General features: G+C 61.9%; 37 protein-coding genes. 36 read left to right on the top strand and 1 reads right to left on the bottom strand.

Translation table 11 applies throughout. The features are described 5' to 3' along the window. From CIT31_RS24025 to CIT31_RS23880, 30 genes are all read left to right on the top strand, one after another. On the top strand, nt 1–80 hold an 80-nt coding region (locus CIT31_RS24025; RefSeq protein ID WP_023796029.1), incomplete at its 5' end, for an EF-Tu C-terminal domain-related protein. A gap of 63 nt (nt 81–143) precedes the next feature. After that, complete coding sequence (gene rpsJ, locus CIT31_RS24020) at nt 144–452, top strand: 30S ribosomal protein S10 (protein WP_006205468.1); 309 nt, start codon at nt 144–146, stop codon at nt 450–452. A gap of 94 nt (nt 453–546) precedes the next feature. Further along, on the top strand, nt 547–1,293 hold the full coding sequence (gene rplC / locus CIT31_RS24015; RefSeq protein WP_095520652.1) for a 50S ribosomal protein L3: 747 nt from the start codon (nt 547–549) through the stop codon (nt 1,291–1,293). Further along, on the top strand, nt 1,293–1,913 hold the full coding sequence (gene rplD / locus CIT31_RS24010; protein ID WP_095520651.1) for a 50S ribosomal protein L4: 621 nt from the start codon (nt 1,293–1,295) through the stop codon (nt 1,911–1,913). Before rplC ends, rplD begins: the two co-directional genes overlap by 1 nt. Further along, entirely contained in the window at nt 1,910–2,203 is a 294-nt protein-coding gene (locus CIT31_RS24005; RefSeq protein WP_010909275.1) for a 50S ribosomal protein L23, read from the top strand. Before rplD ends, CIT31_RS24005 begins: the two co-directional genes overlap by 4 nt. 23 nt (nt 2,204–2,226) lie before the next feature. Beyond that, nucleotides 2,227–3,060 (top strand): 50S ribosomal protein L2, encoded by an 834-nt coding sequence (gene rplB / locus CIT31_RS24000; RefSeq protein WP_095520650.1) that lies wholly within the window; start codon nt 2,227–2,229, stop codon nt 3,058–3,060. A gap of 16 nt (nt 3,061–3,076) precedes the next feature. After that, complete coding sequence (rpsS, locus tag CIT31_RS23995) at nt 3,077–3,355, top strand: 30S ribosomal protein S19 (RefSeq protein WP_006205463.1); 279 nt, start codon at nt 3,077–3,079, stop codon at nt 3,353–3,355. Between the two features lie 2 nt (nt 3,356–3,357). Beyond that, nucleotides 3,358–3,747 carry a 50S ribosomal protein L22 gene (gene rplV / locus CIT31_RS23990; protein WP_023799292.1) on the top strand — a complete coding sequence of 130 codons (390 nt, stop codon included), beginning with the start codon at nt 3,358–3,360 and terminating at the stop codon, nt 3,745–3,747. After that, entirely contained in the window at nt 3,747–4,472 is a 726-nt protein-coding gene (gene rpsC / locus CIT31_RS23985; protein ID WP_029352216.1) for a 30S ribosomal protein S3, read from the top strand. The genes rplV and rpsC overlap by 1 nt, the downstream gene beginning before the upstream one ends. Before the next feature lie 27 nt (nt 4,473–4,499). Continuing rightward, nucleotides 4,500–4,913, top strand: a complete 414-nt coding sequence (rplP, locus tag CIT31_RS23980; protein WP_023799290.1) for a 50S ribosomal protein L16 — start codon at nt 4,500–4,502, stop codon at nt 4,911–4,913. A 13-nt stretch (nt 4,914–4,926) separates the two neighbouring features. Then, entirely contained in the window at nt 4,927–5,127 is a 201-nt protein-coding gene (gene rpmC / locus CIT31_RS23975) for a 50S ribosomal protein L29 (protein ID WP_023799289.1), read from the top strand. Nucleotides 5,128–5,138: 11 nt separating this feature from the next. Beyond that, nucleotides 5,139–5,378, top strand: coding sequence for a 30S ribosomal protein S17 (gene rpsQ / locus CIT31_RS23970; RefSeq protein WP_023799288.1), 240 nt, complete (start codon nt 5,139–5,141; stop codon nt 5,376–5,378). A gap of 81 nt (nt 5,379–5,459) precedes the next feature. Further along, nucleotides 5,460–5,828 (top strand): 50S ribosomal protein L14, encoded by a 369-nt coding sequence (gene rplN / locus CIT31_RS23965; RefSeq protein ID WP_006205457.1) that lies wholly within the window; start codon nt 5,460–5,462, stop codon nt 5,826–5,828. A gap of 12 nt (nt 5,829–5,840) precedes the next feature. Continuing rightward, nucleotides 5,841–6,155 carry a 50S ribosomal protein L24 gene (rplX, locus tag CIT31_RS23960; RefSeq protein WP_013531428.1) on the top strand — a complete coding sequence of 105 codons (315 nt, stop codon included), beginning with the start codon at nt 5,841–5,843 and terminating at the stop codon, nt 6,153–6,155. Then, nucleotides 6,148–6,726: a 50S ribosomal protein L5 gene (gene rplE / locus CIT31_RS23955; RefSeq protein ID WP_023799287.1), complete on the top strand. Its 579-nt coding sequence runs from the start codon at nt 6,148–6,150 to the stop codon at nt 6,724–6,726. The genes rplX and rplE overlap by 8 nt, the downstream gene beginning before the upstream one ends. 27 nt (nt 6,727–6,753) lie before the next feature. Then, nucleotides 6,754–7,059 carry a 30S ribosomal protein S14 gene (gene rpsN / locus CIT31_RS23950; protein WP_029352223.1) on the top strand — a complete coding sequence of 102 codons (306 nt, stop codon included), beginning with the start codon at nt 6,754–6,756 and terminating at the stop codon, nt 7,057–7,059. 12 nt (nt 7,060–7,071) lie between these two features. After that, on the top strand, nt 7,072–7,470 hold the full coding sequence (gene rpsH, locus CIT31_RS23945) for a 30S ribosomal protein S8 (protein WP_006205453.1): 399 nt from the start codon (nt 7,072–7,074) through the stop codon (nt 7,468–7,470). A 92-nt stretch (nt 7,471–7,562) separates the two neighbouring features. Then, nucleotides 7,563–8,096: a 50S ribosomal protein L6 gene (rplF, locus tag CIT31_RS23940; protein ID WP_095520649.1), complete on the top strand. Its 534-nt coding sequence runs from the start codon at nt 7,563–7,565 to the stop codon at nt 8,094–8,096. An 85-nt stretch (nt 8,097–8,181) separates the two neighbouring features. After that, on the top strand, nt 8,182–8,541 hold the full coding sequence (gene rplR / locus CIT31_RS23935; protein ID WP_029352225.1) for a 50S ribosomal protein L18: 360 nt from the start codon (nt 8,182–8,184) through the stop codon (nt 8,539–8,541). A gap of 154 nt (nt 8,542–8,695) precedes the next feature. Further along, complete coding sequence (rpsE, locus tag CIT31_RS23930; RefSeq protein ID WP_006333394.1) at nt 8,696–9,259, top strand: 30S ribosomal protein S5; 564 nt, start codon at nt 8,696–8,698, stop codon at nt 9,257–9,259. A gap of 24 nt (nt 9,260–9,283) precedes the next feature. Beyond that, nucleotides 9,284–9,481, top strand: a complete 198-nt coding sequence (gene rpmD, locus CIT31_RS23925; protein WP_006205449.1) for a 50S ribosomal protein L30 — start codon at nt 9,284–9,286, stop codon at nt 9,479–9,481. Between the two features lie 22 nt (nt 9,482–9,503). After that, nucleotides 9,504–9,977: a 50S ribosomal protein L15 gene (rplO, locus tag CIT31_RS23920; protein ID WP_029352230.1), complete on the top strand. Its 474-nt coding sequence runs from the start codon at nt 9,504–9,506 to the stop codon at nt 9,975–9,977. A 191-nt stretch (nt 9,978–10,168) separates the two neighbouring features. Further along, nucleotides 10,169–11,509: a preprotein translocase subunit SecY gene (secY, locus tag CIT31_RS23915; protein ID WP_065008707.1), complete on the top strand. Its 1,341-nt coding sequence runs from the start codon at nt 10,169–10,171 to the stop codon at nt 11,507–11,509. Next, on the top strand, nt 11,506–12,117 hold the full coding sequence (locus CIT31_RS23910; RefSeq protein ID WP_095520648.1) for an adenylate kinase: 612 nt from the start codon (nt 11,506–11,508) through the stop codon (nt 12,115–12,117). Before secY ends, CIT31_RS23910 begins: the two co-directional genes overlap by 4 nt. A gap of 199 nt (nt 12,118–12,316) precedes the next feature. After that, complete coding sequence (rpsM, locus tag CIT31_RS23905; protein ID WP_029352234.1) at nt 12,317–12,685, top strand: 30S ribosomal protein S13; 369 nt, start codon at nt 12,317–12,319, stop codon at nt 12,683–12,685. Between the two features lie 145 nt (nt 12,686–12,830). Beyond that, a complete protein-coding gene (gene rpsK / locus CIT31_RS23900) occupies nt 12,831–13,220 on the top strand; it encodes a 30S ribosomal protein S11 (RefSeq protein ID WP_023799279.1) in 390 nt (129 codons plus the stop codon). Nucleotides 13,221–13,320: 100 nt separating this feature from the next. Next, the gene (locus CIT31_RS23895; RefSeq protein WP_023799278.1) at nt 13,321–14,331 is read left to right on the top strand and encodes a DNA-directed RNA polymerase subunit alpha; all 1,011 of its coding nucleotides are present in this window, start codon (nt 13,321–13,323) and stop codon (nt 14,329–14,331) included. A 116-nt stretch (nt 14,332–14,447) separates the two neighbouring features. After that, nucleotides 14,448–14,879, top strand: coding sequence for a 50S ribosomal protein L17 (gene rplQ, locus CIT31_RS23890; protein ID WP_023799277.1), 432 nt, complete (start codon nt 14,448–14,450; stop codon nt 14,877–14,879). 192 nt (nt 14,880–15,071) lie between these two features. After that, nucleotides 15,072–16,559: a DegQ family serine endoprotease gene (locus CIT31_RS23885; RefSeq protein ID WP_095520647.1), complete on the top strand. Its 1,488-nt coding sequence runs from the start codon at nt 15,072–15,074 to the stop codon at nt 16,557–16,559. 51 nt (nt 16,560–16,610) lie between these two features. Beyond that, entirely contained in the window at nt 16,611–17,921 is a 1,311-nt protein-coding gene (locus CIT31_RS23880; RefSeq protein ID WP_095520646.1) for a replication-associated recombination protein A, read from the top strand. 7 nt (nt 17,922–17,928) lie between these two features. Here the strand turns inward: CIT31_RS23880 and CIT31_RS23875 are convergent, their stop codons facing one another. Further along, nucleotides 17,929–18,339, bottom strand: coding sequence for a cupin domain-containing protein (locus CIT31_RS23875; RefSeq protein WP_095520645.1), 411 nt, complete (start codon nt 18,337–18,339; stop codon nt 17,929–17,931). 76 nt (nt 18,340–18,415) lie between these two features. Between CIT31_RS23875 and CIT31_RS23870 the strand changes: the two genes are divergently transcribed. From CIT31_RS23870 to CIT31_RS23845, 6 genes are all read left to right on the top strand, one after another. Further along, complete coding sequence (locus tag CIT31_RS23870) at nt 18,416–19,333, top strand: LysR family transcriptional regulator (protein ID WP_165778538.1); 918 nt, start codon at nt 18,416–18,418, stop codon at nt 19,331–19,333. Nucleotides 19,334–19,518: 185 nt separating this feature from the next. Further along, complete coding sequence (gene crcB, locus CIT31_RS23865; protein ID WP_029352249.1) at nt 19,519–19,896, top strand: fluoride efflux transporter CrcB; 378 nt, start codon at nt 19,519–19,521, stop codon at nt 19,894–19,896. A gap of 132 nt (nt 19,897–20,028) precedes the next feature. Then, nucleotides 20,029–21,009 (top strand): RluA family pseudouridine synthase, encoded by a 981-nt coding sequence (locus CIT31_RS23860; protein ID WP_095520643.1) that lies wholly within the window; start codon nt 20,029–20,031, stop codon nt 21,007–21,009. Between the two features lie 50 nt (nt 21,010–21,059). Further along, the gene (locus CIT31_RS23855) at nt 21,060–21,935 is read left to right on the top strand and encodes a DMT family transporter (RefSeq protein ID WP_165778539.1); all 876 of its coding nucleotides are present in this window, start codon (nt 21,060–21,062) and stop codon (nt 21,933–21,935) included. A gap of 11 nt (nt 21,936–21,946) precedes the next feature. Beyond that, a complete protein-coding gene (locus tag CIT31_RS23850) occupies nt 21,947–22,738 on the top strand; it encodes an ATP12 family chaperone protein (protein ID WP_095520661.1) in 792 nt (263 codons plus the stop codon). A 283-nt stretch (nt 22,739–23,021) separates the two neighbouring features. Beyond that, the gene (locus CIT31_RS23845) at nt 23,022–24,911 is read left to right on the top strand and encodes an MFS transporter (RefSeq protein WP_095520660.1); all 1,890 of its coding nucleotides are present in this window, start codon (nt 23,022–23,024) and stop codon (nt 24,909–24,911) included. Nucleotides 24,912–24,947: the final 36 nt, after the last annotated feature.

The following is a 24,947-nucleotide window of genomic DNA, read 5'->3' as shown; positions in this document are numbered from 1 at the left end:
TGGAAGAGAAGCTGCGCTTCGCCATCCGTGAAGGCGGCCGCACCGTCGGTGCCGGCATCGTCGTCACCATCAAAGAGTAATTTGGACTTAAACCGATCTGTCGCGGGCGCTGCCCGCGCCGCGCCAGAACAAGGAAGTGACGCATGAACGGACAGAATATCCGCATCCGCCTGAAGGCGTTTGATCACCGGGTGCTTGACGCCTCGACGCGGGAAATCGTGTCGACGGCCAAGCGCACCGGCGCCAACGTCCGCGGCCCCATTCCGCTGCCGACGCGGATCGAAAAGTTCACGGTCAACCGGTCGCCTCACGTCGACAAGAAGAGCCGCGAGCAATTCGAGATGCGCACGCACAAGCGTCTGCTCGATATCGTCGATCCGACCCCGCAGACAGTCGACGCTTTGATGAAGCTCGATCTTGCCGCCGGTGTCGACGTCGAGATCAAGCTTTAAGGAACCAGAGGGGCGGGGCGACCCGGGACTCTGAAGGAACAAGAGGCGTGGAGGGGCGACAGCCCCGACAGGGAACTCTAAAGGAATTGAACCGATGCGTTCAGGTGTGATTGCAAAGAAGGTGGGAATGACCCGCATCTACAACGATGCCGGGGAACATGTTCCCGTCACTGTTCTCCAGATGGAGAACTGCCAGGTCGTGGCGCAGCGCACGCAGGAGAAGAACGGCTATACCGCCGTCCAGCTCGGCGTTGGCCTTGCCAAGGTGAAGAACACGTCGAAGGCGATGCGCGGCCATTTCGCGACCGCTTCCGTCGAGCCGAAGGCCAAGGTTGCCGAATTCCGTGTCTCGGCCGACAACATGATCGATGTCGGCGCCGAGATCACTGTCGATCATTTCGTCGCCGGCCAGAAGGTCGATGTGACGGGAACCACGATCGGCAAGGGTTTCCAGGGCGTTATCAAGCGGCACCACATGGGCGGTGGCCGCGCGACCCACGGCAACTCGGTCTCGCACCGTACCCACGGCTCGACCGGCCAGCGCCAGGACCCGGGCAAGGTGTTCAAGGGCAAGCATATGGCCGGCCACATGGGCGACACCCGCGTCACCACGCAGAATGTCGAGGTCGTCTCGACCGACGCCGATCGCGGCCTGATCCTGATCCGCGGCGCGGTTCCCGGTTCGAAGGGCGCGTGGATCCTGGTCCGCGACGCGGCCAAGTTTGCGCTGCCGGCCAATGCGCCGAAGCCCGCCGCAATCCGCGTCATTGCAACCAGTGATGGCGCCAAGAACGATGCCCCGGCCACAGTAGATGCCCCGGCCACAGAGGGAGCGGAATAATGGACCTCAAGATCACAACGCTTGGCGGCAAGGACGCCGGCAAGGTGAAACTCTCCAAGGAGATTTTCGGCCTTGATCCGCGCGAGGACATCCTGCAGCGCGTCGTGCGCTGGCAGCTTGCCAAGAAGCAGCAGGGCACGCACAAGACCAAGGGTCGCGCCGAGATCGCCCGCACCGGCGCCAAGATGTACAAGCAGAAGGGTACGGGCCGCGCCCGCCACCATTCGGCACGCGCTCCGCAGTTCCGCGGCGGCGGCAAGGCCCACGGCCCGGTCGTCCGCAGCCACGAGCACGAACTGCCGAAGAAGGTGCGCGCGCTGGGCCTCAAGCATGCTCTCTCGGCCAAGGCCAAGAGCGCGTCGCTCATCATCATCGACGAGTTGATGCTGACCGAGGCCAAGACCAAGGCGCTGATCGCGAATTTCGCGACGCTGGGCCTGTCCAATGCCCTGGTGATCGGTGGCGCCGAGCTCGATAAGAACTTCAAGCTGGCGGCGACGAACATCCCGAACATCGACGTGCTGCCCATCCAGGGCATCAACGTCTACGACATTTTGCGCCGCGGCACGCTGGTCCTTTCGAAGGCCGCCGTCGAGGCTCTCGAGGAGCGCTTCAAATGACAGACCTTCGTCACTACGACGTGATCGTCTCGCCGGCGATCACCGAAAAGTCGACCATGGCTTCCGAGCAGAACCAGGTCGTCTTCAACGTCGCCAAGAAGGCGTCGAAGCCGGAAATCAAGGCTGCCGTCGAAGCGCTGTTCGGCGTCAAGGTGATGGCCGTGAACACGCTTGTCCGCAAGGGCAAGATCAAGCGCTTCCGCGGCACGATCGGCCGCCAGAGCGACGTCAAGAAGGCGATCGTGACGCTGGCCGACGGCCAGTCGATCGACGTCGCGACGGGTCTCTGAGCAAGACCGCGAGGACAACAAACATGGCACTGAAAAAATTCAACCCGATAACGCCGGGCACCCGCCAGCTGGTCATCGTCGATCGCTCGGGCCTCTACAAGGGCAAGCCCGTCAAGGGCTTGACAGAAGGCCTGACCAAGTCGGGCGGCCGTAACAATTACGGCCGCATCACGGCCCGCTTCATCGGCGGCGGTCACAAGCGTACGTACCGCATCATCGACTTCAAGCGCCGCAAGTTCGACATTGTCGGAACTGTCGACCGTATCGAATACGATCCGAACCGCAGCGCCTTCATCGCGCTGATCAAGTATGACGATGGTGAGCTGTCCTACATCATCGCCCCGCAGCGCCTTGCTGCCGGCGACAAGATCGTGGCCGGCGAAGCGGTCGACGTGAAGCCGGGCAATGCGATGCCGCTGGCCTCGATGCCGGTCGGCACGATCGTCCACAACATCGAGCTGAAGCCGGGCAAGGGCGCCCAGGTTGCCCGTTCGGCTGGCGGTTACGCCCAGCTCGTCGGCCGTGACCAGGGCATGGCGATCCTGCGCCTGAACTCGGGTGAGCAGCGTGTCGTCCACGGCTCGTGCATGGCCACTGTCGGCGCCGTGTCCAACCCGGACCACGGCAACATCAATGACGGCAAGGCAGGCCGCACTGTGTGGCGGGGAAAACGTCCGCACAACCGCGGCGTGACCATGAACCCGGTCGACCATCCGCATGGCGGCGGCGAAGGCCGCACCTCCGGTGGCCGCCATCCGGTTTCACCTTGGGGCAAGCCTACCAAGGGCAAGAAGACGCGGTCCAATAAGGCGACCGACAAGTTCATCCTGCGCTCGCGCCATCAGCGCAAGAGCTAAGAAGAGGTAACGCCAAGTGACTCGTTCGATTTGGAAAGGCCCCTTCATTGACGGCTACCTTCTCAAGAAGGTGGACAAGGTTCGTGAAGGTGGTCGCAATGAGGTGATCAAGATGTGGAGCCGTCGCTCCACCATCCTGCCGCAGTTCGTCGGCTTCACCTTCGGTGTCTACAACGGCCAGAAGCACGTTCCCGTTTCGGTGAACGAAGACATGGTCGGCCACAAGTTCGGTGAATTCGCTCCGACCCGGACCTATTACGGTCATGGCGCGGATAAGAAGGCGAAGAGGAAATAATCATGGGCAAGGCCAAAGCTCCGCGCAGGCTTGCTGACAACGAAGCGCGCGCCGTGTTGCGCACGATCCGTATCAGCCCGCAGAAGCTGAACCTGGTTGCCGCGCTGATCCGCGGCAAGAAGGTCGCGACAGCGCTTTCCGATCTCGAATTCTCGGCCAAGCGGATTTCCGGCACGGTCAAGAAGACGCTGGAATCGGCGATCGCCAACGCGGAAAACAACCACGACCTCGACGTCGATGCGCTGATCGTGGCGGAAGCCTATGTCGGCAAGTCGATCGTCATGAAGCGGTTCCATGCCCGTGGCCGTGGCCGCGCCAGCCGTATCGAGAAGCCGTTCTCGCACCTCACGATCGTCGTTCGTGAAGTCGAAGAAAAAGTGGAGGCCGCATAATGGGCCAGAAAATCAATCCGATCGGTCTGCGTCTCGGCATCAACCGTACCTGGGATTCGCGTTGGTTCGCCAACACCGGCGAGTACGGCCAGCTGCTGCATGAGGACATCAAGATCCGCAAGTATCTTGAGAAGGAACTCAAGCAGGCTGCGATTTCGAAGGTTGTGATCGAGCGTCCGCACAAGAAGTGCCGCGTCACCATCCATGCGGCGCGTCCGGGCCTGATCATCGGCAAGAAGGGCGCCGACATCGAGAAGCTTCGCAAGAAGCTGATGGAGATGACGAAGTCCGAGACGCATTTGAACATCGTCGAAGTGCGTAAGCCCGAGATCGACGCCACGCTGGTCGCCCAGTCGATCGCCCAGCAGCTCGAGCGCCGCATCGCGTTCCGCCGCGCCATGAAGCGCGCCGTGCAGTCGGCGATGCGCCTCGGTGCCGAAGGCATCCGCATCAACTGCGCCGGCCGTCTCGGCGGCGCCGAGATCGCGCGCATGGAATGGTACCGCGAAGGTCGCGTGCCGCTGCATACGCTGCGCGCCGACGTCGACTACGGCACGGCCGAAGCACACACCGCCTACGGCATCTGCGGCGTCAAGGTCTGGGTGTTCAAGGGCGAAATCCTCGAGCACGATCCGATGGCTTCGGAGCGCCGCGCCACCGAGGGCGATCATGCGCATGGCGGTGGTGGTGAGCGCGAACGCGGTCGCCGTCGCGAAAACGCCTGAGACAGTTGAGAATTTGGAGTTAGAACGATGCTGCAGCCAAAGCGCACAAAGTTCCGCAAGCAGTTCAAGGGCCGTATCCATGGTGCCGCCAAGGGTGGCACCAATCTGGATTTCGGTGGTTTTGGGCTGAAGGCGCTTGAGCCGAACCGCGTCACCGCGCGCGAGATCGAGGCGGCTCGCCGCGCGATCACCCGCGAGATGAAGCGTGCCGGCCGCGTCTGGATCCGTATCTTCCCTGACGTGCCGGTGACGTCGAAGCCGACCGAAGTCCGCATGGGAAAGGGCAAGGGCGCTGTCGATTACTGGGCGGCGCGCGTCAAGCCCGGCCGCATCATGTTCGAGATCGACGGCGTCAATGAGGAAACCGCCCGTGAGGCGCTGCGTCTCGGCGCGGCCAAGCTCTCGGTCAGGACGCGCTTCGTACAGCGCATCGCAGAATAAGGACGGGCTGATCATGAAAGCCGAAGACATCCGGACCAAGACCCAGGACCAGCTGACCGACGAATTGGCCAGCCTGAAGAAGGAGCAGTTCAACCTGCGCTTCCAGAAGGCCACCGGCCAGCTCGAGAAGACCGCGCGCGTGAGGCAGGTCCGCAAGGACATTGCGCGTATCAAGACCATCGCTGCGGAAAAGTCCGCGGCTAAGAAGGCTTAAGGACGAAAACCATGCCAAAGCGCATTCTGCAGGGCACCGTCGTCAGCGACAAAAACGAGAAGACGGTTGTCGTCAAGGTCGAACGGCGCTTCACGCATCCCGTGATGAAGAAGACCGTGCGCATGACCAAGAAATACAAGGCGCACGACGAGAACAACGCCCACAAGGTTGGCGATCAGGTGTTCATCCAGGAATCGAAGCCGATTTCCAAGGACAAGCGCTGGACCGTCGTGTCTTCGGACCAGGCCTGATCAGGGCAACGAAACGAATTTTGGACAGACCGGGGAAGGGTGAAGAACCCGTCCCGTTAGAAGAGAAAAAGGCGGCCAGTCATGATTCAGATGCAAACAAACCTCGACGTCGCGGATAATTCCGGCGCCCGTCGTGTCATGTGCATCAAGGTGCTGGGCGGCTCGAAGCGGAAATACGCTTCCGTGGGCGACATCATCGTGGTGTCGATCAAGGAAGCCATCCCGCGCGGCCGCGTCAAGAAGGGCGATGTGATGAAGGCGGTCGTGGTTCGCACGGCCAAGGACATTCGCCGCCCGGACGGCAGCGTGATCCGTTTCGACAAGAACGCGGCCGTTCTCGTCGACAACAAGAAAGAGCCGATCGGCACGCGTATCTTCGGACCGGTTCCGCGCGAACTCCGCGCCAAGAACCACATGAAGATCATCTCGCTCGCGCCTGAAGTGCTGTAAGGAGCCGGACCAATGCAGAAGATTAGAAAAGGCGACAAGGTCGTCGTGCTGGCCGGCAAGGACAAGGGCCGTTCGGGCGAAGTCCTCTCGGTGCAGCCGAAGGAAGACACCGCGCTGGTGCGCGGCGTCAACATGATCCGTCGTCACCAGAAGCAGTCCCAGTCCCAAGAGGGCGGGATCATCACCAAGGAAGCGCCGATCCAACTGTCGAACATCGCGCTGGCCGACCCCAAGGATGGCAAGCCGACCCGTGTCGGTTTCATCTTCCAGAAGGACGGCAAGAAGGTGCGCGTCGCCAAGCGCTCGGGAGAAGTCATCAATGGCTAAGGCTCAAACCAAGCAGGCGACTGCCCAGAACACGCCGCGCCTCAAGCAGGTCTACAACGAGACCATTCGTAAGGCTCTGCAGGAGCAGTTCGGCTACGAGAACGAGATGCAGGTTCCGCGCATCGACAAGATCGTGCTGAACATGGGCGTCGGCGAAGCGACCGGCGATTCGAAGAAGCCTTCGATCGCGGCGGAAGATCTTGCGCTGATCGCCGGCCAGAAGGCCGTCGTCACCCATGCGCGCAACTCGATCGCCGGCTTCAAGGTCCGCGAAAAGATGCCGATCGGCGCCAAGGTCACGCTGCGCAAGGAACGCATGTATGAGTTCCTCGACCGTCTCGTGAACATCGCGCTGCCGCGCGTCCGCGACTTCCGCGGGCTCAATCCGAAGAGCTTCGATGGCCGTGGCAACTATGCCATGGGCATCAAGGAACACATCGTGTTCCCGGAGATCAATTACGACAAGGTTGATCAGATCTGGGGCATGGACGTCATCGTTTGTACGACTGCGAAGACGGACGACGAAGCCAGGGCATTGCTCAAGGCCTTCAACTTCCCCTTCCGCCAGTAACGGCAGCGAGAAAAGGAAAAATCTGAAATGGCAAAGACCAGCTCAGTCGAGAAGAACAACAGGCGCCGCAAGCTTGTGGACCAGTACGCTGCCAAGCGTAAGGCCCTCAAGGCGATCATCATGGATCAGTCCAAGCCAATGGAAGAGCGCTTCCGCGCCCAGCTGAAGCTTGCGGCACTGCCGCGCAACTCGGCCAAGATCCGCATCCGCAACCGCTGCGAAGTCACCGGCCGTCCGCGTGCCTACTATCGCAAGCTCAAAGTATCGCGCATCGCGCTTCGTGATCTCGGCAATAACGGCCAGATCCCGGGCCTGGTCAAGTCGAGCTGGTAAGGAGGACATAACATGTCATTGAGCGATCCTCTCGGCGATATGCTGACCCGCATCCGCAACGCTTATGGCCGCAAGAAGTCGAGCGTTTCGACGCCGGCCTCGCGCCTGCGTACCCGCGTCCTCGACGTGCTGAAGGCGGAAGGCTATATTCGCGACTACAGCCAGACCGACTTCGACAACGGCAAGTCCGAAATCGAGATCGAACTGAAGTATTTCGACGGTGCGCCGGTCGTGCGCGAAATCGCCCGCGTGTCCAAGCCGGGCCGTCGCGTCTACGTTTCGGCGAAGTCGATCCCGCACGTCGCCAACGGCCTCGGCATCGCGATCCTTTCGACGCCGAAGGGCGTCATGGCCGACCACGAAGCGCGCGAACAGAATGTCGGCGGGGAAATCCTCTGCCAGATATTCTGATCTGGAGCGCGATCCCGGAAAGTGGAATCCGGTTTTCGGACACATGTTCGAAAACAGAGACCTGAAACAAGAGAAGTGACGAGGACAACAAAATGTCTCGTATTGGAAAGAAACCCGTTTCGCTGCCGCAGGGCGTGACCGCGACCGTCGACGGCCAGACCGTCACGGCGAAGGGCCCCAAGGGTGAGCTGAAGTTCGTGGTGACCGACGAAGTGCTGGTCAAAATGGAAGGCAGCGAGATCGCTGTCCAGCCGCGCGACCAGACCAAGACCGCTCGCTCCAAATGGGGCATGTCGCGCACGCAGATCGTCAACATCCTGCAGGGCGTCAAGGACGGTTTTGAAAAGAAGCTTGAGATCACCGGCGTCGGCTATCGCGCCGCCATGCAGGGCAAGAACCTGCAGCTGGCGCTCGGGTTCAGCCATGATGTCGTCTACGAAACGCCGCAGGACATCACGATCACCGTGCCGAAGCCGACGGAAATCACCGTAACCGGCATCGACAAGCAGAAGGTCGGTCAGGTTGCTGCCGAGATCCGCGAATATCGCGGTCCCGAGCCGTACAAGGGCAAGGGCGTTCGTTACGCTGGCGAGAAGATCGTCCGCAAGGAAGGCAAGAAGAAGTAATTTTAACGCCGCGGGGAGCGGTCGCGGGAGGCTTGTCCTACCGCACAGGGTTGCCCCCGTTTTTTGAAGGCAAGGAACTGATATCATGGGCTCGAAAGAATCCACACAACGCCGCGCTCAGCGCGTCCGCCGCCAGATCAAGAAGGTCGCGGGCGAGCGTCCGCGGCTGTCGGTCCACCGCACGTCGAAGAACATCTACGTCCAGGTGATCGACGACGCCAAGGGCCACACAATCGCTGCCGCCTCGACGCTGGAGAAGGACCTCAAGGGTTCGCTCAAGACCGGTGCCGACACTGCCGCCGCAGTGGCAATCGGCAAGCTGATTGCCGAGCGCGCTTCGAAGGCCGGCGTCAAGGAAGTCGTCTTCGACCGTGGACCGTACATCTATCACGGCCGCGTCAAGGCGCTGGCCGAGGCCGCCCGTGAAGGCGGCTTGAGCTTCTAAAGCATGATCCCGAACCGGAGGTCAGCGCAGCAAAAAGTTGCAGACTTTTCGGATAAGATCATGCGAAGGAAAAATGAGTTTTGCCCCCGGCAACCCACAGAGGTGCCGGATATCATCATCAACCGTGCTTCCGGAAAAAAACAAGGAACAGGATATGGCACAGGAACGTAGGGATGGCGGCCGCGGCCGTGATCGCGAAGAGCGCGACGACGGCATGGTGGACAAGCTCGTCCACATCAACCGCGTCGCCAAGGTCGTCAAGGGCGGCCGGCGCTTCGGCTTTGCAGCACTCGTCGTTGTCGGCGACCAGAAGGGCCGCGTCGGCTTCGGTCACGGCAAGGCGCGCGAAGTGCCTGAGGCGATCCGCAAAGCGACCGAATCGGCCAAGCGCGACATGATCTTCGTGCCGCTGCGTTCGGGCCGTACGCTGCACCACGACGTCGAGGGACGCTGGGGCGCCGGACGCGTTCTGCTGCGCGCTGCCAAGCAGGGTACCGGCATCATCGCCGGCGGCCCGATGCGCGCCGTCTTCGAGACGCTCGGCATGCATGACGTCGTCGCCAAGTCGATGGGTTCGTCGAACCCGTACAACATGGTTCGCGCCACCTTTGACGCGCTGAAGAGCCAGATGCATCCCAAGGACGTGGCTGCTGCGCGCGGCATCAAGTATTCGACCCTTCAGGCCCGCCGCGGCACCGCCGTTGCGGCCGAAGAATAGTCGACGCTGACCAGGATTTTGACCATGGCCAAGAAAGCAACCAAGACCATCACCGTCGAGCAGATCGGTTCGCCGATCCGCCGGCCGAAGGAGCAGCGAGCGACGCTGGTCGGCCTCGGCCTCAACAAGATGCACAAGCAGCGCACGCTGGAGGACACCCCCTCAGTGCGCGGCATGATCGCTGCCGTCCAGCATCTCGTCCGCGTTGTGGACGAGGGCTGAACCAGAGCGCAGGAGAACTCAGATGAAACTCAACGATCTGCGTGACAAGGACGGCGCGACGCATTCCAAGAAGCGTCTCGGCCGCGGCATCGGTTCCGGCTCGGGCAAGACTGCCGGTCGCGGCGTCAAGGGCCAGAAGGCGCGCTCCGGCGTCGCCGTCAACGGCTTCGAGGGTGGCCAGATGCCGCTCTATCGGCGCCTGCCGAAGCGTGGCTTCAACAACATCTTCGCCAAGAGCTTTGCCGTCGTGTCGCTGGCCCGCATCCAGGCCGCGCTCGATGCCAAGAAGCTCGACGCCAAGACGACTGTGACGGCCGAAGCGCTGGTCGCTGCCGGGGTCATCCGCCGCGTCAAGGACGGCGTGCGCATCCTCTCGGACGGCGACATCAAGTCGAAGCTCGCCTTCGACGTGGCCGGCGCCTCCAAGGCCGCCATCGAGAAGATCGAAAAGGCCGGCGGTTCGGTGAAGCTGCCGGAAAAGGCAGCCGCCGAGTAACGGCGATTTGAAGCGCGATCGGCAAGAGTGAGACACGTTTCGCTTTCGATTGCGCTTTGATCCGATCAATATGGCGGCCGCATCAACGCGGCCGCTTGCATGTTTGCAGTCCGGAGCTTATCTCGTGAGCTTCGGTGACACGCGCCGCCTGAGTTGCGGGCCATCGAGCGTGACCAAGCGGAGAATCAGGCATGGCTTCGGCTGCTGAACAACTAGCCTCGAATCTGAATTTCTCGGCCTTCGCCAAGGCCGAGGATCTGAAGAAGCGCATCTGGTTCACCATCGGCGCGCTGCTCGTCTACCGCCTCGGCACCTATATCCCGCTGCCTGGCATCAATCCCGACGCTTTCGCCCAGGCCTTCTCGTCGCAGAGCAAGGGCGTGCTTGGCATGTTCAACATGTTCGCCGGCGGCGCCGTCGAGCGCATGGCGATCTTTGCCCTCGGCATCATGCCCTATATCTCTGCTTCCATCATCATGCAGCTGATGACCTCCGTCATCCCGACTCTGGAGGCGTTGAAGAAGGAAGGCGAACAGGGCCGCAAGGTCATCAACCAGTATACGCGCTACGGCACCGTGCTTTTGGCCCTGGTCCAGGCTTACGGCATTGCGGTCGGGCTGGAAGGCGGCAACGGCATCGTCAGCGATCCCGGCATGTTCTTCCGCATCTCGACCGTCATCACGCTGGTCGGCGGCACCATGTTCCTGATGTGGCTCGGCGAGCAGATCACCGCCCGCGGCATCGGCAACGGCATTTCGCTGATCATCTTTTCCGGTATCGTCGCCGGCCTGCCGCAAGCCATCTCCGGTACGCTGGAACTTGGCCGCACCGGCGCGCTGTCGACCGGTCTGATCCTGGCGATAATCGTTCTTGCCGTCGTCGTTATCGCGCTGATCGTGTTCTTCGAGCGCGCCCAGCGGCGCTTGCTGATCCAGTATCCGAAGCGCCAGGTCGGCAACCGCATGTTCCAGGGTGACACCTCGCACCTGCCGCTCAAGCTCAACACGGCCGGCGTCATTCCGCCGATCTTCGCGTCTTCGCTGCTGTTGCTGCCGGCGACGGTCGCCGGTTTCTCGCAGACGACCAACATGCCAGCCTGGGCCAGCACCGTCCTGGCGGCACTCGGCCATGGCCAGCCGCTCTACATGGCGTTCTATGCGGCGATGATCGTGTTTTTCGCCTTCTTCTATACGGCGATCGTCTTCAACCCGAAGGACACCGCCGACCAGCTCAAGAAGCATTCGGGTTTCATTCCGGGCTACCGTCCGGGCGAGCGCACCGCCGATTACATCGACTATGTTCTCACCCGCATCACCGTCGTCGGCGCCATCTATCTGGTGCTGGTGTGTCTGCTGCCCGAGTTCCTGATTTCAGCGACTGGCGTACCATTCTACCTCGGTGGCACATCGCTTCTGATCGTGGTCAGTGTAACGCTCGATACGGTGGCGCAGATTCAGGGTCACCTGATCGCGCACCAGTATGAGGGCCTGATCAAGAAGTCGAAGCTGCGCGGGGGGAAAAAGGCCAGATGAGGTTGATATTGCTTGGACCGCCAGGGGCGGGCAAGGGGACGCAAGCACAAAGACTGGTAGAAAAATACGGCATACCCCAACTCTCCACGGGCGATATGCTGCGCGCCGCTGTCCAGGCCGGTACCGAAGTCGGCAAGCGCGCCAAGGCGGTGATGGACGCTGGCGAACTGGTTTCCGACGCCATCGTCAACGCCATCGTGGCAGAGCGTATCGATCAGGCCGATTGCGCAAAGGGTTTCATCCTTGACGGATACCCGCGAACCTTGGTGCAAGCGGACGCGGTTGAATCGATGCTCTCGGATCGCGGCCTCACGCTCGACGCCGTCATCGAACTTGTCGTCGACGACAAGGCACTGGTTGGTCGAATCGGCAAGCGCGTCGAAGAGGCCAAGGCCGCGGGTCTGCCTGTGCGCAAGGACGACAATCCGGCAGTGTTCGAAGAGCGCCTGAAGGAGTACTACAAGAAAACGTCGCCGCTGATCGGCTACTACTATGCCAAGGGCAAGCTGAGAGGTGTCGACGGCATGGCCGAGATCGATGCGGTGACGCGACAGATCGAAGTGGTGCTCACGGCTGCGACCCAGCAGGTTGGCCAGGCGGCCAGCTAGAGAATCGAACGATTACGCTTGACTGGAGCAGTCCGCTGGGGTATGGCGGCCCGTCTTCCTATCAGGCATGAGGCTTGCTTGCCCGCAAGGGCAAGGCAACCGCTTTGAACTGGAAACTCCCGCATGGGCCGGCCTCCACCGGACGCGGGGCAACTTTGATAGCGCCGGCTTGTCCGGCCCACATGGAGAAGAGAAGAACATGGCTCGTATAGCCGGCGTCAACATTCCGACCAACAAGCGCGTTGTCATTGCGCTTCAGTACATTCACGGCATTGGCAAGAACTTCGCCCAGGAGATCGTCGACAAGGTCGGCATCCCGGCCGAGCGCCGCGTCAACCAGCTGACCGACGCGGAAGTGCTGCAGATCCGCGAGACGATCGACCGCGACTATCAGGTCGAGGGCGATCTGCGCCGCGAAGTGTCGATGAACATCAAGCGGCTCATGGACCTCGGCTGCTATCGCGGCCTGCGCCATCGCCGCTCGCTGCCGGTTCGCGGCCAGCGCACGCATACCAATGCGCGCACCCGCAAGGGCCCGGCCAAGTCGATCGCCGGCAAAAAGAAGTAATTTAGGGGAATAAGGGAGTAGGGGAGTAAGGCAGTAGGGAACAGCCGCGCGTTTCCCTACTGTCTTACTGCCCTATTCCCTACTCCCTTACGAAGGTGGAGCCGCTGGCATTACGGCGGTGTAGAGATCAACTGAAAGGACCATCATGGCCAAGGAAGCCACACGTGTTCGCCGTCGCGAACGCAAGAATATTTCGTCGGGCGTTGCCCACGTCAACTCGACCTTCAACAACACGATGATCACCATCACCGACGCGCAGGGCAATTCGATTGCCTGGTCGTCGGCGGGAGCCCAGGGCTTCAAGGGGTCTCGCAAGTCGACCCCGTTCGCTGCCCAGATGGCTGCCGAGGACGTTGCCAAGAAGGCCCAGGAACACGGCATGCGCATGCTCGAGGTCGAAGTCTGTGGGCCCGGCTCCGGTCGTGAATCCGCGCTGCGCGCGCTGCAGGCAGCCGGATTTACCATCACCTCGATCCGTGATGTGACGCCGATCCCGCACAATGGCTGCCGCCCGCGCAAGAAGCGCCGCGTCTAAGAATTACCGAACGCCGCGCGAACGCGAGTAGCGTTCCTCCACGGCATTCCAGGTCGCCCGCCACGATTGGATGGTGGCGGGTCAACGGAAGGAAAGCATCATGATCCAGAAAAATTGGCAGGAACTGATCAAGCCGAACAAGATCGAGTTTTCGTCGAAGAAGAAGACGCTGACCACGCTGGTCGCCGAGCCGCTCGAGCGCGGCTTTGGTCTGACCCTCGGCAATGCGCTACGTCGCGTGCTTCTGTCTTCGCTGCGTGGCGCAGCAGTAACTGCCGTGCAGATCGACGGGGTTTTGCATGAATTCTCGTCCATCGCCGGCGTGCGCGAGGACGTGACCGATATCGTCTTGAACATCAAGGAAATCGCCATCCGCATGGAAGGTGACGGCCCCAAGCGCATGGTCGTGCGCAAGCAGGGACCGGGCGCTGTTCTCGCCGGCGACATCCAGACGGTCGGCGACGTCGAGATCCTCAATCCCGACCACGTCATCTGTACGCTGGACGAGGGCGCTGAAATCCGCATGGAGTTCACCGTCGATACCGGCAAGGGCTACGTTCCGGCCGACCGTAATCGTGCTGAAGACGCGCCGATCGGTCTCATCCCGGTCGACAGCCTCTACTCGCCGGTCAAAAAGGTCTCCTACAAGGTCGAGAACACCCGTGAGGGCCAGGTTCTCGACTATGACAAGCTGACCATGACGATCGACACCGACGGTTCGATCTCGGGCGAGGACGCGGTGGCTTTCGCTGCCCGCATCCTGCAGGACCAGCTTGGTCTGTTCGTCAATTTCGACGAGCCGCAGAAGGAAGTCGCCGCCGAGCAGGTGACCGAGCTTGCCTTCAACCCGGCGCTGCTCAAGAAGGTCGACGAGCTGGAGCTTTCGGTGCGTTCGGCCAACTGCTTGAAGAACGACAACATCGTCTATATCGGCGACCTGATCCAGAAGACCGAAGCCGAGATGCTGCGCACCCCGAACTTCGGCCGCAAGTCGCTGAACGAGATCAAGGAAGTCCTGGCGGCTATGGGCCTGCACCTCGGCATGGAAGTGCCGGATTGGCCGCCGGAAAACATCGAAGACCTCGCCAAGCGTTACGAAGATCAATACTAAGCATGGTCCCGAACCGAAGGTCAGCGCAGCAAAAAGTTGCAGACTTTTCGGACAAGATCATGCGGCTAACCAACTGAGGCTGTGGCCTCTTGAACCCGGAATGAAGGAGAAGAGCCATGCGCCACGGATTTAAAGGTCGCCGGTTCGCCCGCAGCATAAGCCATCGCAAGTCGATGTTTGCCAACCTTGCCGTATCGCTCATCGAGCATGAGCAGATCCTCACCACATTGCCGAAGGCGAAGGATCTGCGTCCGATCGTCGAAAAGCTGGTGACGCTCGGCAAGCGCGGCGATCTGCATGCCCGCCGTCAGGTGATTGCCCAGATCGGCAATGAAGGTGTCGTCAAGCGCCTGTTCGACACGATCGCGCCGCGCTACGCCACCCGCAATGGCGGCTATCTGCGCATCATGAAGGCGGGCTTCCGCCACGGTGACAATGCCGCCATGGCAGTCATCGAGTTCGTCGATCGCGACACCTCGGCCAAGGGCGCCGGCGACCGTGCCCGCATCGAGGCAGAAGGCACCGACGAGGAAGCCGCAGCCGCATAAGCTTCGGTTTGGGTAAAGAGTTCAAAGGGGCCTGCGGGCCCCTTTTTGTATTCCGGAATGCGGCAGGGAAGATTTGCGACCATTTCTTGGCTCAGCTCAGACCTTATCGCTCAAAATAATTCGATTTCATTGCCTTAGCCTTTCATTTTGCACAATCGTCGGGACAATGGCGCCCGACCCGGAGGATTCGGAATGCGCGTAAAACGGCTGTCTCTTGTTCTACTCTGCGCCTTGATGGCGCTGGCAGTCGTGCCGGCGGCCAGGCAGGCGCTGGCTCAGGACACCAAGGCCGATCCAGGTCTGTCCGATGTGCTGACCGACATGCTGCGCGGCGCCGAAGGCGAAAATGCCACCTCCGGTCCAGACAAGCGCGTGCCGTTCGGCCGCGAGGAGGTGCAACTGTCCTTCGCGCCGCTGGTCAAGCAGACGGCGCCGGCCGTGGTCAATGTTTATGCTTCGCAAACGGCCAAGTTGAGGTCGCCCTTCGACGGCGATCCTTTCTTCGAAGAGTTCTTCGGCCGTTCGCAGCCGCGTGCGCAGTCCTCGCTCGGCTCCGGCGTGCTGGTCGATCCGACAGGCATAGTGGTCACCAATTTCCACCTCATCAAGGACGCCGATCAGGTCAAGGTCGCCACCGCGGACGGGCGTGAATTCGACAGCAAGGTGCTGCTCAAGGACGAGACGCTTGACCTCGCCGTGCTCAAGATCTTCTCCGACAAGCCATTTCCGGTCGTCGCCATCGGCGATTCCGACGCGCTCGAGGTTGGCGACCTGTTGTTGGCCATCGGCAACCCTTTCGGTGTCGGCCAGACCACGACCAGCGGCATCGTTTCGGCGCTTGCCCGCAGCCACATCGGCGTTTCCGATTCCAGTTTCTTCATCCAGACCGACGCCGCGATCAATCCGGGCAATTCCGGCGGTGCGCTGATCAACATGGGTGGCCAACTGGTCGGCATAAACACGGCGATCTACAGCCGCAGCGGCGGCTCGATCGGCATCGGCTTTGCTATTCCCTCCAACATGGTTCGCGCGTTTGCCGATGCGGCCAAGGCCGGGCGCGACTTCTTCGAGCGGCCCTATATCGGCGCCGAATTCGAGCGCGTGACGCCGCAGATCGCCGAATCGCTTGGTCTGGAGACCCCGACCGGGGCGCTGGTTTCGACCGTCGAAGAAACAGGGCCGGCGGCCACGGCGGGGCTCAAGCCCGGCGATGTCGTGCTGTCGCTCAACGGCACGCCGGTCGAGAGTATCGAGGCGCTGGATTACCGGATGGCGACGCTGTCGATCGGCACCAATGCCAGCTTCGGCGTCCTCAGCAAAGGCCAGCAAGCGACGATGGAGATTGCGCTGCAGCGCGCGCCGGAAGGTGCAAAACTCGCGGAAGTGACACTGCGCGGTCGCAGCCCGTTTTCCGGCGCCAAGGTTGCGGACCTGTCGCCTCGGCTCGCGCAGCGGCTCGGCATGCGCACAGATGTCAAGGGTGTTACCGTGGTCGACATCAATCGCGGTTCGCCTGCAGCCGGTTTCGGCTTCCAGCCGGGCGACATCGTTCGCGAGGTCAATGGCTTAACCATCGATAGCGCCGCGACCCTGGAACAGGCAGCCATGGAAGAGACGCGCTGGTGGCGCTTTACCGTCGAGCGCGGCGGGCAGATACTGCGCCAGGTGTTGCGTTACTGAGCCCGAGCCTCGATCCTTCGGACGAGATCGCGCTCCAACGAAAAGAAGTGCATGGCCGATCTGTTCAGTGTCGATGAACCGGAAAAGGCGCCGCCCGGCAGGCCGCTGGCCGACCGACTGCGCCCGAAGAACCTCGGCGAGGTCGTTGGCCAGGAGCATCTGACCGGGCCTGACGGCGCACTGACGCGGCTGATCGGCTCGGGCTCCATCGGCTCGATGATCTTCTGGGGACCGCCCGGGACGGGCAAGACCACGGTCGCGCGGCTGCTTGCCGGCGAAACCAGCCTTGCCTTCCAACAGATATCGGCGGTGTTTTCCGGTGTCGCCGACCTAAAGAAAGTATTCGAGGCGGCAAAGCTGCGCCGCACCAGCGGCCGTCAGACGCTGCTCTTCGTCGACGAGATTCATCGCTTCAACCGGGCCCAGCAGGACAGTTTTCTGCCTGTGATGGAAGACGGCACAGTCGTGCTGGTTGGCGCCACCACGGAGAACCCGTCGTTCGAGCTGAACGCGGCGCTTCTATCCCGCGCGCGCGTGCTGGTCTTCCATTCGCTCGGTGAGGACAGCATCGCAAAACTGCTGGTGCGTGCCGAGGAGACCGAGGGCAGGGCGCTGCCGCTCGACGATGAGGCGAGGGCGATGCTCATCCGCATGAGCGATGGCGATGGCCGCGCGGCGCTGACGCTGGCCGAAGAGGTCTGGCGCGCCGCCAAGTCAGGCGAGGTGTTCGGCGCCGAGGGCCTGCAGCGCATCGTCCAGCGCCGGGCGCCGATCTACGATAAGGGCCAGGACGGCCACTACAATCTGATATCGGCGCTGCATAAATCGGTGCGCGGCTCCGACCCGGACGCCGCCCTCTATTATCTCGCCCGCATGTTCGACGCCGGCGAGGATCCGCTCTATCTCGGCCGCCGGCTGGTGCGCATGGCGATGGAGGATATCGGACTGGCAGACCCGCAGGCGCTGGTCATCGCCAATGCCGCCAAGGATGCCTACGACTACCTGGGCTCGCCAGAGGGCGAGCTCGCCTTCGCCGAGGCCACCGTCTATCTCGCCAGCGCGCCCAAATCCAACGCGGTCTACACCGCCTTCAAGGCCGCCACTCAGGCGGCGAAGGAGTTTGGCTCGCTGCTGCCGCCCAAACACATCCTCAACGCGCCGACCAAGCTGATGAAAGAAGAAGATTACGGCGCCGGCTACCGTTACGACCACGACGAGCCTGACGCTTTTTCCGGACAGGATTATTTTCCGGAAAAGATGGGCCGCCGCACATTCTATGATCCTCCGGAGCGCGGTTTCGAGCGTGATATCAGGAAACGGCTCGACTATTGGGCGAAGCTGCGCGGTGAGCGGAACAAATAAGCTCGCTTCATTCGGTCGGATCGGCAAACGGCATGTTTGGATCACTGACATAGAACAGAACCATGCGCGCCGTCTGCCGCGCGTCCAGGTTCCGTCCGGTCATTTTGACCAGCGGCGGTTCGACAAAAATCTCTCCGGATTTCACCGTGACCGCTTCACGCCCGTCCAGTTCCAGAGTGAAAGTGCCCTCCAGCATGTAGACCGTTACCGGAAAGCGATGCGAATGACAGGGTGTGCAATCGCCGGGTTCGAGCGTGGCCAGAAGCACGCGTATTTCCTGGTCGGACGTTTTGGGCATTGCTGCGGTTGCTTCCCGGTGCAGCACCTGCAATTTGGCGGCGCCCGTTTCCCGCGCCGAGATGGTGACGCCGACCGTGAGGCCGGAGATCGCCGAACCGACTTCCGCCGTCTTGTGCATCGCCGTTCTCCATTTCACTAGGCTGAGCTTAGTACCGGTGCTGTGCGGGCGGCAGCAGCAAGGTTGCGGAGCGAGCATGCAAGGATGCATAACATCGGCGATGTTCGACTGGAGCGACCTTCGCTATTTCCTGGCCGTCGCGCGCCATGGCAGCACACTTGCCGCCTCAAGGGCGCTCGGCGTGAATCAGTCGACGGTCCATCGGCGCATCGCCGAGCTTGAGCGGCGCATCGGCGGCCCGCTCATGTTGCGCTACCCCGCCGGTTACCGGTTGACGGAGTTCGGCGAGGCGCTGCTTCCGGCGGCCGAGGCCATCGAGACGTCCGTGATGGCACTCGAACGCCGGATCGTCGCCTATCGCAGCGACCTGGCTGGAACCATTCGGCTGACCGTTCCGGAACCACTCGTTTCACGCATTGTCGGTTCGACGCTGCTCGACATGTTTCATGCGCGCTACCCGGCATTGCGCATCGAATTTGTGATGAGCGACCGCTATCTCGATCTGTCCAAGGGGGAGGCCGACATCGCGCTCAGATCCGGTGAGCCCGCTGACGAAACCCTGATTGGCCGGAAGATCGCCGACTCCATCTGGGCCGTCTATGGCAGCCGCTCCTATGTCCAGCAACACGGCGCTCCGCAACGTATCGAGGATGTTGGGCGTCATGCAATCGTCGGTTTTGACGGCATGCTGATCAATCACCGAGCGGCAAAGTGGCTCGCGGCGATAGCGCCAGGCGCCAATATCGCCGCGCGCAACAACAGCGTGCTGGGTGTCCTGCATGCCGTCAAATCGGGGATCGGCATTGCGCCGCTGCCGACAACGATCGCCGATATGGACGACGATCTGGTCCGGATCCTGCCGCCAGTGCCGGAACTGACAAGGGGTTGGTATCTGCTGACCCACCCAGAGCTTCGGCAAACTCCACGCATCCGCGCATTTTTCGATTTCGTCGTCGAAAAGCTGGACATGGTCCGCCCGATCCTGATTGGATGATGGACGACCTGCTCGACAGGCCTGCGCACGGACCTGCGGCGAAGCGTCCGAAGCGGTTGCGGCCTCCGCTCACACCCACTGTGATGTGGCAGGGTGGAGCGCATTCGACGATTTGTGCATCCGCCAACTTCGAGTGCACGCGGCAGGGATTGACCGAGAAGGCCCTGTAAGGGCAGTAGACGGCGATGATTAATCTCCTCCTCGTTGCCGCGGGCGGCGCTATTGGTGCGGGGCTGCGCCACGTCGCCAATTTCGTCGCGCTGCGTCTTGTCGGCCCGAGTTTTCCCTGGGGCACGATGGCGATCAACATTGTCGGCTCCTTTGCGATGGGTCTGTTCATCACGACCCTGGCGCGGCGCTACGGCGGATCGAACGAGCTTCGGCTGTTCGTCGCCACTGGCATTCTTGGCGGTTTCACCACCTTCTCCGCCTTTTCGCTCGATTTCGCGACGCTGTGGGAGCGTGGCGCGACGCTGCCGGCGTTCGGATATGCCCTTGCCAGCCTCATTGGCGCGATCATTGCGCTATTTCTGGGTCTTTGGCTCGCAAGAAGCCTGCCTTAATGCTATTGCCCCCGCTTACATCGCCGCGTGTCCCTTAGGACGCGCAAAGGACGCTGTAGCATTTTGATTTTGCGCATGACCTTTCCGAACAACGATTTCAGGTCATGCGCTAGAAACGGGTAAAACGAGACAATGGCAGGCGTAGAACAGATCACGGTGGAGGCCGGCGAGGCGGGCATGCGGCTCGATCGCTGGTTCAAGACCCATTTTCCGGGTCTCGGCTTCGGCCATCTGCAAAAGCTGCTGCGCTCCGGCCAGATCCGAGTCGATGGTGGCAGGGTGAAGGCTGATACCCGCGTCGAGCCGGGCCAGACGGTTCGGATCCCACCGCTCGAAGTGGACAAGAAGGGCGAGAGCCCGCTCACCGGTCACTCGATCCGCAATCAGGGCGACGCTGAAGTTCTGGCCCAAATGCTGATCCATGAAGATCCGAAGGTCTTCGTCTTCAATAAGCCTGCAGGCCTTGCCGTTCAGGGTGGCTCGGGTGTCACCCGCAATGTCGACGACATGCTGGAAGCCTGGCGCAACCAGAAGGGCGAGAAACCGCGTCTGGTGCACCGGCTCGACCGCGACACGTCAGGCGTGCTGGTCGTCGCCCGCACCAGGCTCGCCGCCATGAAGCTTGCCGAGGCGTTCCGGGCGCGTGAGACCAAGAAGACCTATTGGGCGCTGGTCAAGGGCGTGCCGCCGAAGCGCGAGGACAAGATCTCGACCTGGCTGATCAAGGAGCCGACGCCCGACGGCGACCGCGTGCGCGTTGCCAAGCATGGCGAAAAGGGCGCGGACCACGCGGTGTCTTATTACCGGATCGTCGAACAGGCGGCGCAGACCCTGTCCTGGCTGGAAATGGAACCCTATACCGGCCGTACCCACCAGCTTCGCGTCCATGCCGCTCACATCGGCTGCCCGATCATCGGTGACCCCAAATATTTCGAGGCCGACACCAATTGGGATTTCCCCGGCGGCATGCAGAACCGCTTGCATCTGCACGCGCGCCGCATCGTCATCCCGCATCCCGACAGGGGCTTTATCGACGTTACCGCACCGATGCCGCCGCATATGCGCCAGAGCTGGAACCTGATCGGCTTCGACGACGCCAGCGCGGAGGACTAGGTCCAGTGGGTATCGCCACCGATACACTCGACCGCCGCGACAGGGTCGACATGGCGGCGGCCGCCATTATGGTTGGGCTGACCTTTTCCTGGGGGCTGAACTACGTCGCCGCCAAAATCTCCTATGCCGGCTACGATCCCGTTTTCCTGTCGATCGCACGGTCGGTCATTGGCGGGCTGTGCGTGCTCGTCTGGTGCCGCTGGCGCGGCATTGCGCTTTTCAGCCGCGACGGAACACTTGTCGCCGGCTTGCTGGCAGGCGCGCTTTTTGGTCTCGAGTTCCTGTTTCTATATGTCGGGCTCGAACAGACGACCGTGGCGCGCAACACCTTGCTGGTCAACACCATGCCGTTCTGGGTGCTGGTCGGCGGGCATTTCCTCCTGAACGAACGCATCACCGCGCGCCGGCTCGTCGGACTTCTGCTCGCATTCGCTGGATTGGTCGCGGTGTTCTCCGACCAGCTGAGCGCCGATAATGGTGCGACATTAACCGGTGACCTGCTCAGTCTCGGCGCCGGCATTCTCTGGGCGTTGACCTATATCGTCATCAAGCGGACGAAATTGGCGGAAACGAGCGCCGAGAAATTGCTGCTCTATCAACTGGCCGGCGCTGCCGTGGTCGGCGCCTTGGTGCTGCCTTTCGCCGGGCCGTCTGTCCGCGATTTCGCCGCTTTGCCGACCTTGGCCCTGCTTTTCCAGGCGGTCTACATCGTCGCCTTCACCTATGTGCTGTGGTTCTGGCTGCTCAGGCGCTATCCGGCATCGGGCCTGTCGAGCTTCACCTTCCTGTCGCCGGTGTTCGGCGTGCTGTGCGGCGCCATCTTCTTGAACGAGCCGCTGACCATTCGTATTTTCCTGGCACTCGGCCTCATCGCAGCCGGTCTGATCATTGTGAATCGGCCGGCCCGAAAACATATCCCCGGATGAAAGGCTCCGGCATGCGCGATATTCTCAACGACCTCGAAGCGGGAAAGCAGCTCTCCGATCCGGATCCGGTACGCCGTGCCCAGATCCAGATGAAGACGCACCTGCCGAAACGCTTCTACAAAGCCGTCTCGGTCGCACCGGCCGAAGCTGGTTTTGCCGTTCATCTCGATGGCAAGCCGGTTCGCACGCCGGGCAAGGCGCTGCTGGTGCTCCCGACCGAAAAAGCCGCCGCGCTGGTCGCCGACGAGTTCGCTGCGCAAGGTGAGACCATCGACCCGATGACGATGCCGGTCATGCGTCTGGTCAACACGGCCATCGACGGCGTCGCCAGCGACCCGCAGGCAGTTTTGGAAGACATCCTGCGCTTCGCCTCGTCCGACCTGCTCTGCTATCGCGCCGACGCCCCACAAGGGCTTGTCGACCGGCAGAACGAACATTGGGATCCCGTCATCGACTGGGCGCGGAGCGCGCTCGGCGCCCGGTTTCATCTCGCCGAAGGGGTGATCCATGTCGAGCAGCCGCGTGAGAGCATCGCAGTGCTCGGCGTTCATCTTGCCCAGCGTGCCGACCCGCTCCGGCTTGCCGCCATCCACGTCATGACGTCGCTGACGGGATCGGCTCTGCTGGCGCTGGCCGTCGATTTCGGCGAGATCGACGGTGAGGCAGCCTGGGCCGCCGGCCATGTCGACGAGGACTGGCAGGCCGAGCACTGGGGCCATGACGCGGAGGCCGTCGCCCGCCGTGCCCACCGCAAGCGCGACATGATGGCCGCGGTCGGTCTCCTCGAGGCGCTCAAGGGCTGACGGCAATCGCCACCCTGATTCGTTTCCTGGCCATTAGAGCGGAGTGCGTTCCAGTTGGACGTGCAAAGTACGCTCTAACACTTTGAATCTATGCATCCTGCTTTCCGAAGATCGAATTTCGATGTTCGAACCGATGCATTGGACCAAAGTCATAATCCCAAAGACGGGCTGCCTCTGGGCGGCGCTTTCTGTCACTTCTCGCGGCGATAGCTGCGTGAGTTCGTGTCCAGAGGCGACACCGCGCAGCATCAAGCACAGCGAGATGTCACGGGAGGACGAATTCATGGCAATGGCAGCGACCGCCGGCAGAGCAAGCCGCGGAATGACGCGGGAAGAGAAGAAAGTCATCTTCGCTTCCTCGCTCGGCACCGTTTTCGAATGGTACGATTTCTATCTCTACGGCGCATTGGCGGCCGCGATCGGCTCGACATTCTTCAACTCGTATCCGGAAGCGACGCGCAACATCTTTACGCTGCTGGTTTTCGCCGCCGGCTTCCTCGTGCGCCCGTTCGGCGCGCTGGTGTTTGGCCGCATCGGTGATCTCGTTGGTCGCAAATACACCTTTCTCGTCACCATCCTGATCATGGGCCTGTCGACTTTCCTGGTCGGCTTGCTGCCCGGTTCGGCAAGCTGGGGCATTGCAGCGCCCATTATCCTGATTGCGCTGCGCATGCTGCAGGGCCTGGCGCTCGGCGGTGAATATGGCGGTGCGGCGACCTATGTGGCCGAGCATGCGCCCGACGACCGTCGCGGCTTCTATACATCGTGGATCCAGACGACGGCGACGCTCGGCCTGTTCCTGTCGCTGGTCGTCATCCTTATCGTGCAAAATTCGCTGAGCAAGGAGGATTTCGCGGATTGGGGCTGGCGCATTCCGTTCCTGCTCTCAGCGATCCTGCTCGGCATTTCGGTCTGGATTCGCCTGTCGCTCGCCGAATCGCCGACATTCCAGCGCATGAAGGACGAAGGTAAGGGTTCCAAGGCGCCGCTGACGGAAGCCTTCGGCCAATGGAAAAATGCCAAGATCGCCATTCTGGCGCTTCTCGGCCTTACTGCCGGCCAGGCCGTGGTCTGGTACAACGGCCAGTTCTACGCGCTGTTTTTCCTGCAGAACGTGCTCAAGGTCGACGGTCAGTCGGTCAACATCATGATCGCCATTGCGCTGGCGCTCGGCACGATCTTCTTCGTCGTGTTCGGCTGGCTCTCCGACAAGATTGGCCGCAAGCCGATCATCATGGCGGGCCTGGCGCTGGCGATCGTCACCACCTTCCCGCTGTTCAAGGCGCTGACCTGGGCAGCCAACCCGGCGCTCGCCACCGCGCAGCAAAACACCCGTGCCACGATTACCGCTGCGCCTGGCGACTGCAAGTTCCAGTTCAATCCGACTGGAACACGCAAGCCTCTCACGTCGTGTGACATCGCGACGGATTTCCTTGCCAAGAGCTCCGTCCCCTATGACATTGTCACGACAGCGGCAGCGGGGACCGCGGCCAGTGTCAAGATCGGTACCGAAACGGTGACGTCCTATGACGCCGTGGCGGCCGCAGACAAGGCAACTTCAAGCGACGCCGCGTTCAAGAAGGCAATCAACATTGCGTTGCAGGGCGGCGGCTATCCGCTGAAGCGTGCTGCGGCCAAGGTCGCCGACCAGAAGCTTGACGCCTTCGTCGCGGCCAATCCGGAACTGAAGCTCGACGCCGCCGCAATCCGCGCCGGCGACAAGACGACGGTTGCGGCCGACCAGGCGGTCAAGGACAAGCTGCTGACCGCCGATGAGGCCGCGGCGGGAGCGCCCGAAATCACCGTCTACAGCGTCCCGGGAGCAGGCGCCTTTGCCATGTTTGCCGACCCTGCACAGGTGAACTGGGCAAAGGTTATCGGCATCCTATTCATCCTGGTGCTTTACGTGACCATGGTCTACGGACCGATCGCTGCGATCCTGGTCGAGATGTTCCCGACACGCATCCGCTATACCGGCATGTCGTTGCCCTATCACATCGGCAATGGCTGGTTCGGCGGCCTGCTGCCGGCGACGGTGTTCGCGCTCAGCGCCTACAGCGGCGATATCTATTACGGCCTCTGGTATCCGGTGGTGATCGCGGCGATGTCGCTGGTCATCGGTACGATCTTCGTCAGGGATACGCTGGGAACGGACTTGCACGCCAAGACCTGATCCTGAGCTCAATGAAAGCCCGGCGCGAGCGATCGC

Origin of the sequence: Mesorhizobium wenxiniae, assembly GCF_002284535.1 — a bacterium.
GTDB lineage: Bacteria > Pseudomonadota > Alphaproteobacteria > Rhizobiales > Rhizobiaceae > Mesorhizobium > Mesorhizobium wenxiniae.
The sequence above is the reverse complement of the archived record's forward strand: the minus strand, read 5'-3'. Positions and strand labels throughout refer to the sequence as shown.

Coding starts and splice junctions, on each gene's coding strand:
- rplX (WP_013531428.1), top strand. CDS start 5,841: ATGCAGAAGATTAGAAAAGGCGACAAGGTCGTCGTGCTGGCCGGCAAG.
- CIT31_RS23875 (WP_095520645.1), bottom strand. CDS start 18,339: ATGCACAAGACGGCGGAAGTCGGTTCGGCGATCTCCGGCCTCACGGTC.
- rplD (WP_095520651.1), top strand. CDS start 1,293: ATGGACCTCAAGATCACAACGCTTGGCGGCAAGGACGCCGGCAAGGTG.
- crcB (WP_029352249.1), top strand. CDS start 19,519: ATGATTAATCTCCTCCTCGTTGCCGCGGGCGGCGCTATTGGTGCGGGG.
- rplC (WP_095520652.1), top strand. CDS start 547: ATGCGTTCAGGTGTGATTGCAAAGAAGGTGGGAATGACCCGCATCTAC.
- rplF (WP_095520649.1), top strand. CDS start 7,563: ATGTCTCGTATTGGAAAGAAACCCGTTTCGCTGCCGCAGGGCGTGACC.
- CIT31_RS23895 (WP_023799278.1), top strand. CDS start 13,321: ATGATCCAGAAAAATTGGCAGGAACTGATCAAGCCGAACAAGATCGAG.
- rplP (WP_023799290.1), top strand. CDS start 4,500: ATGCTGCAGCCAAAGCGCACAAAGTTCCGCAAGCAGTTCAAGGGCCGT.
- rpsQ (WP_023799288.1), top strand. CDS start 5,139: ATGCCAAAGCGCATTCTGCAGGGCACCGTCGTCAGCGACAAAAACGAG.
- rpsE (WP_006333394.1), top strand. CDS start 8,696: ATGGCACAGGAACGTAGGGATGGCGGCCGCGGCCGTGATCGCGAAGAG.
- CIT31_RS23860 (WP_095520643.1), top strand. CDS start 20,029: ATGGCAGGCGTAGAACAGATCACGGTGGAGGCCGGCGAGGCGGGCATG.
- rplO (WP_029352230.1), top strand. CDS start 9,504: ATGAAACTCAACGATCTGCGTGACAAGGACGGCGCGACGCATTCCAAG.
- rplQ (WP_023799277.1), top strand. CDS start 14,448: ATGCGCCACGGATTTAAAGGTCGCCGGTTCGCCCGCAGCATAAGCCAT.
- rpmD (WP_006205449.1), top strand. CDS start 9,284: ATGGCCAAGAAAGCAACCAAGACCATCACCGTCGAGCAGATCGGTTCG.
- rplR (WP_029352225.1), top strand. CDS start 8,182: ATGGGCTCGAAAGAATCCACACAACGCCGCGCTCAGCGCGTCCGCCGC.
- secY (WP_065008707.1), top strand. CDS start 10,169: ATGGCTTCGGCTGCTGAACAACTAGCCTCGAATCTGAATTTCTCGGCC.
- rpsC (WP_029352216.1), top strand. CDS start 3,747: ATGGGCCAGAAAATCAATCCGATCGGTCTGCGTCTCGGCATCAACCGT.
- rplE (WP_023799287.1), top strand. CDS start 6,148: ATGGCTAAGGCTCAAACCAAGCAGGCGACTGCCCAGAACACGCCGCGC.
- CIT31_RS24005 (WP_010909275.1), top strand. CDS start 1,910: ATGACAGACCTTCGTCACTACGACGTGATCGTCTCGCCGGCGATCACC.
- CIT31_RS23850 (WP_095520661.1), top strand. CDS start 21,947: ATGCGCGATATTCTCAACGACCTCGAAGCGGGAAAGCAGCTCTCCGAT.
- rplB (WP_095520650.1), top strand. CDS start 2,227: ATGGCACTGAAAAAATTCAACCCGATAACGCCGGGCACCCGCCAGCTG.
- rpsH (WP_006205453.1), top strand. CDS start 7,072: ATGTCATTGAGCGATCCTCTCGGCGATATGCTGACCCGCATCCGCAAC.
- CIT31_RS23910 (WP_095520648.1), top strand. CDS start 11,506: ATGAGGTTGATATTGCTTGGACCGCCAGGGGCGGGCAAGGGGACGCAA.
- rpsJ (WP_006205468.1), top strand. CDS start 144: ATGAACGGACAGAATATCCGCATCCGCCTGAAGGCGTTTGATCACCGG.
- CIT31_RS23880 (WP_095520646.1), top strand. CDS start 16,611: ATGGCCGATCTGTTCAGTGTCGATGAACCGGAAAAGGCGCCGCCCGGC.
- CIT31_RS23845 (WP_095520660.1), top strand. CDS start 23,022: ATGGCAATGGCAGCGACCGCCGGCAGAGCAAGCCGCGGAATGACGCGG.
- CIT31_RS23885 (WP_095520647.1), top strand. CDS start 15,072: ATGCGCGTAAAACGGCTGTCTCTTGTTCTACTCTGCGCCTTGATGGCG.
- rpsM (WP_029352234.1), top strand. CDS start 12,317: ATGGCTCGTATAGCCGGCGTCAACATTCCGACCAACAAGCGCGTTGTC.
- CIT31_RS23855 (WP_165778539.1), top strand. CDS start 21,060: ATGGCGGCGGCCGCCATTATGGTTGGGCTGACCTTTTCCTGGGGGCTG.
- rpsK (WP_023799279.1), top strand. CDS start 12,831: ATGGCCAAGGAAGCCACACGTGTTCGCCGTCGCGAACGCAAGAATATT.
- CIT31_RS23870 (WP_165778538.1), top strand. CDS start 18,416: ATGCAAGGATGCATAACATCGGCGATGTTCGACTGGAGCGACCTTCGC.
- rpmC (WP_023799289.1), top strand. CDS start 4,927: ATGAAAGCCGAAGACATCCGGACCAAGACCCAGGACCAGCTGACCGAC.
- rpsN (WP_029352223.1), top strand. CDS start 6,754: ATGGCAAAGACCAGCTCAGTCGAGAAGAACAACAGGCGCCGCAAGCTT.
- rplN (WP_006205457.1), top strand. CDS start 5,460: ATGATTCAGATGCAAACAAACCTCGACGTCGCGGATAATTCCGGCGCC.
- rplV (WP_023799292.1), top strand. CDS start 3,358: ATGGGCAAGGCCAAAGCTCCGCGCAGGCTTGCTGACAACGAAGCGCGC.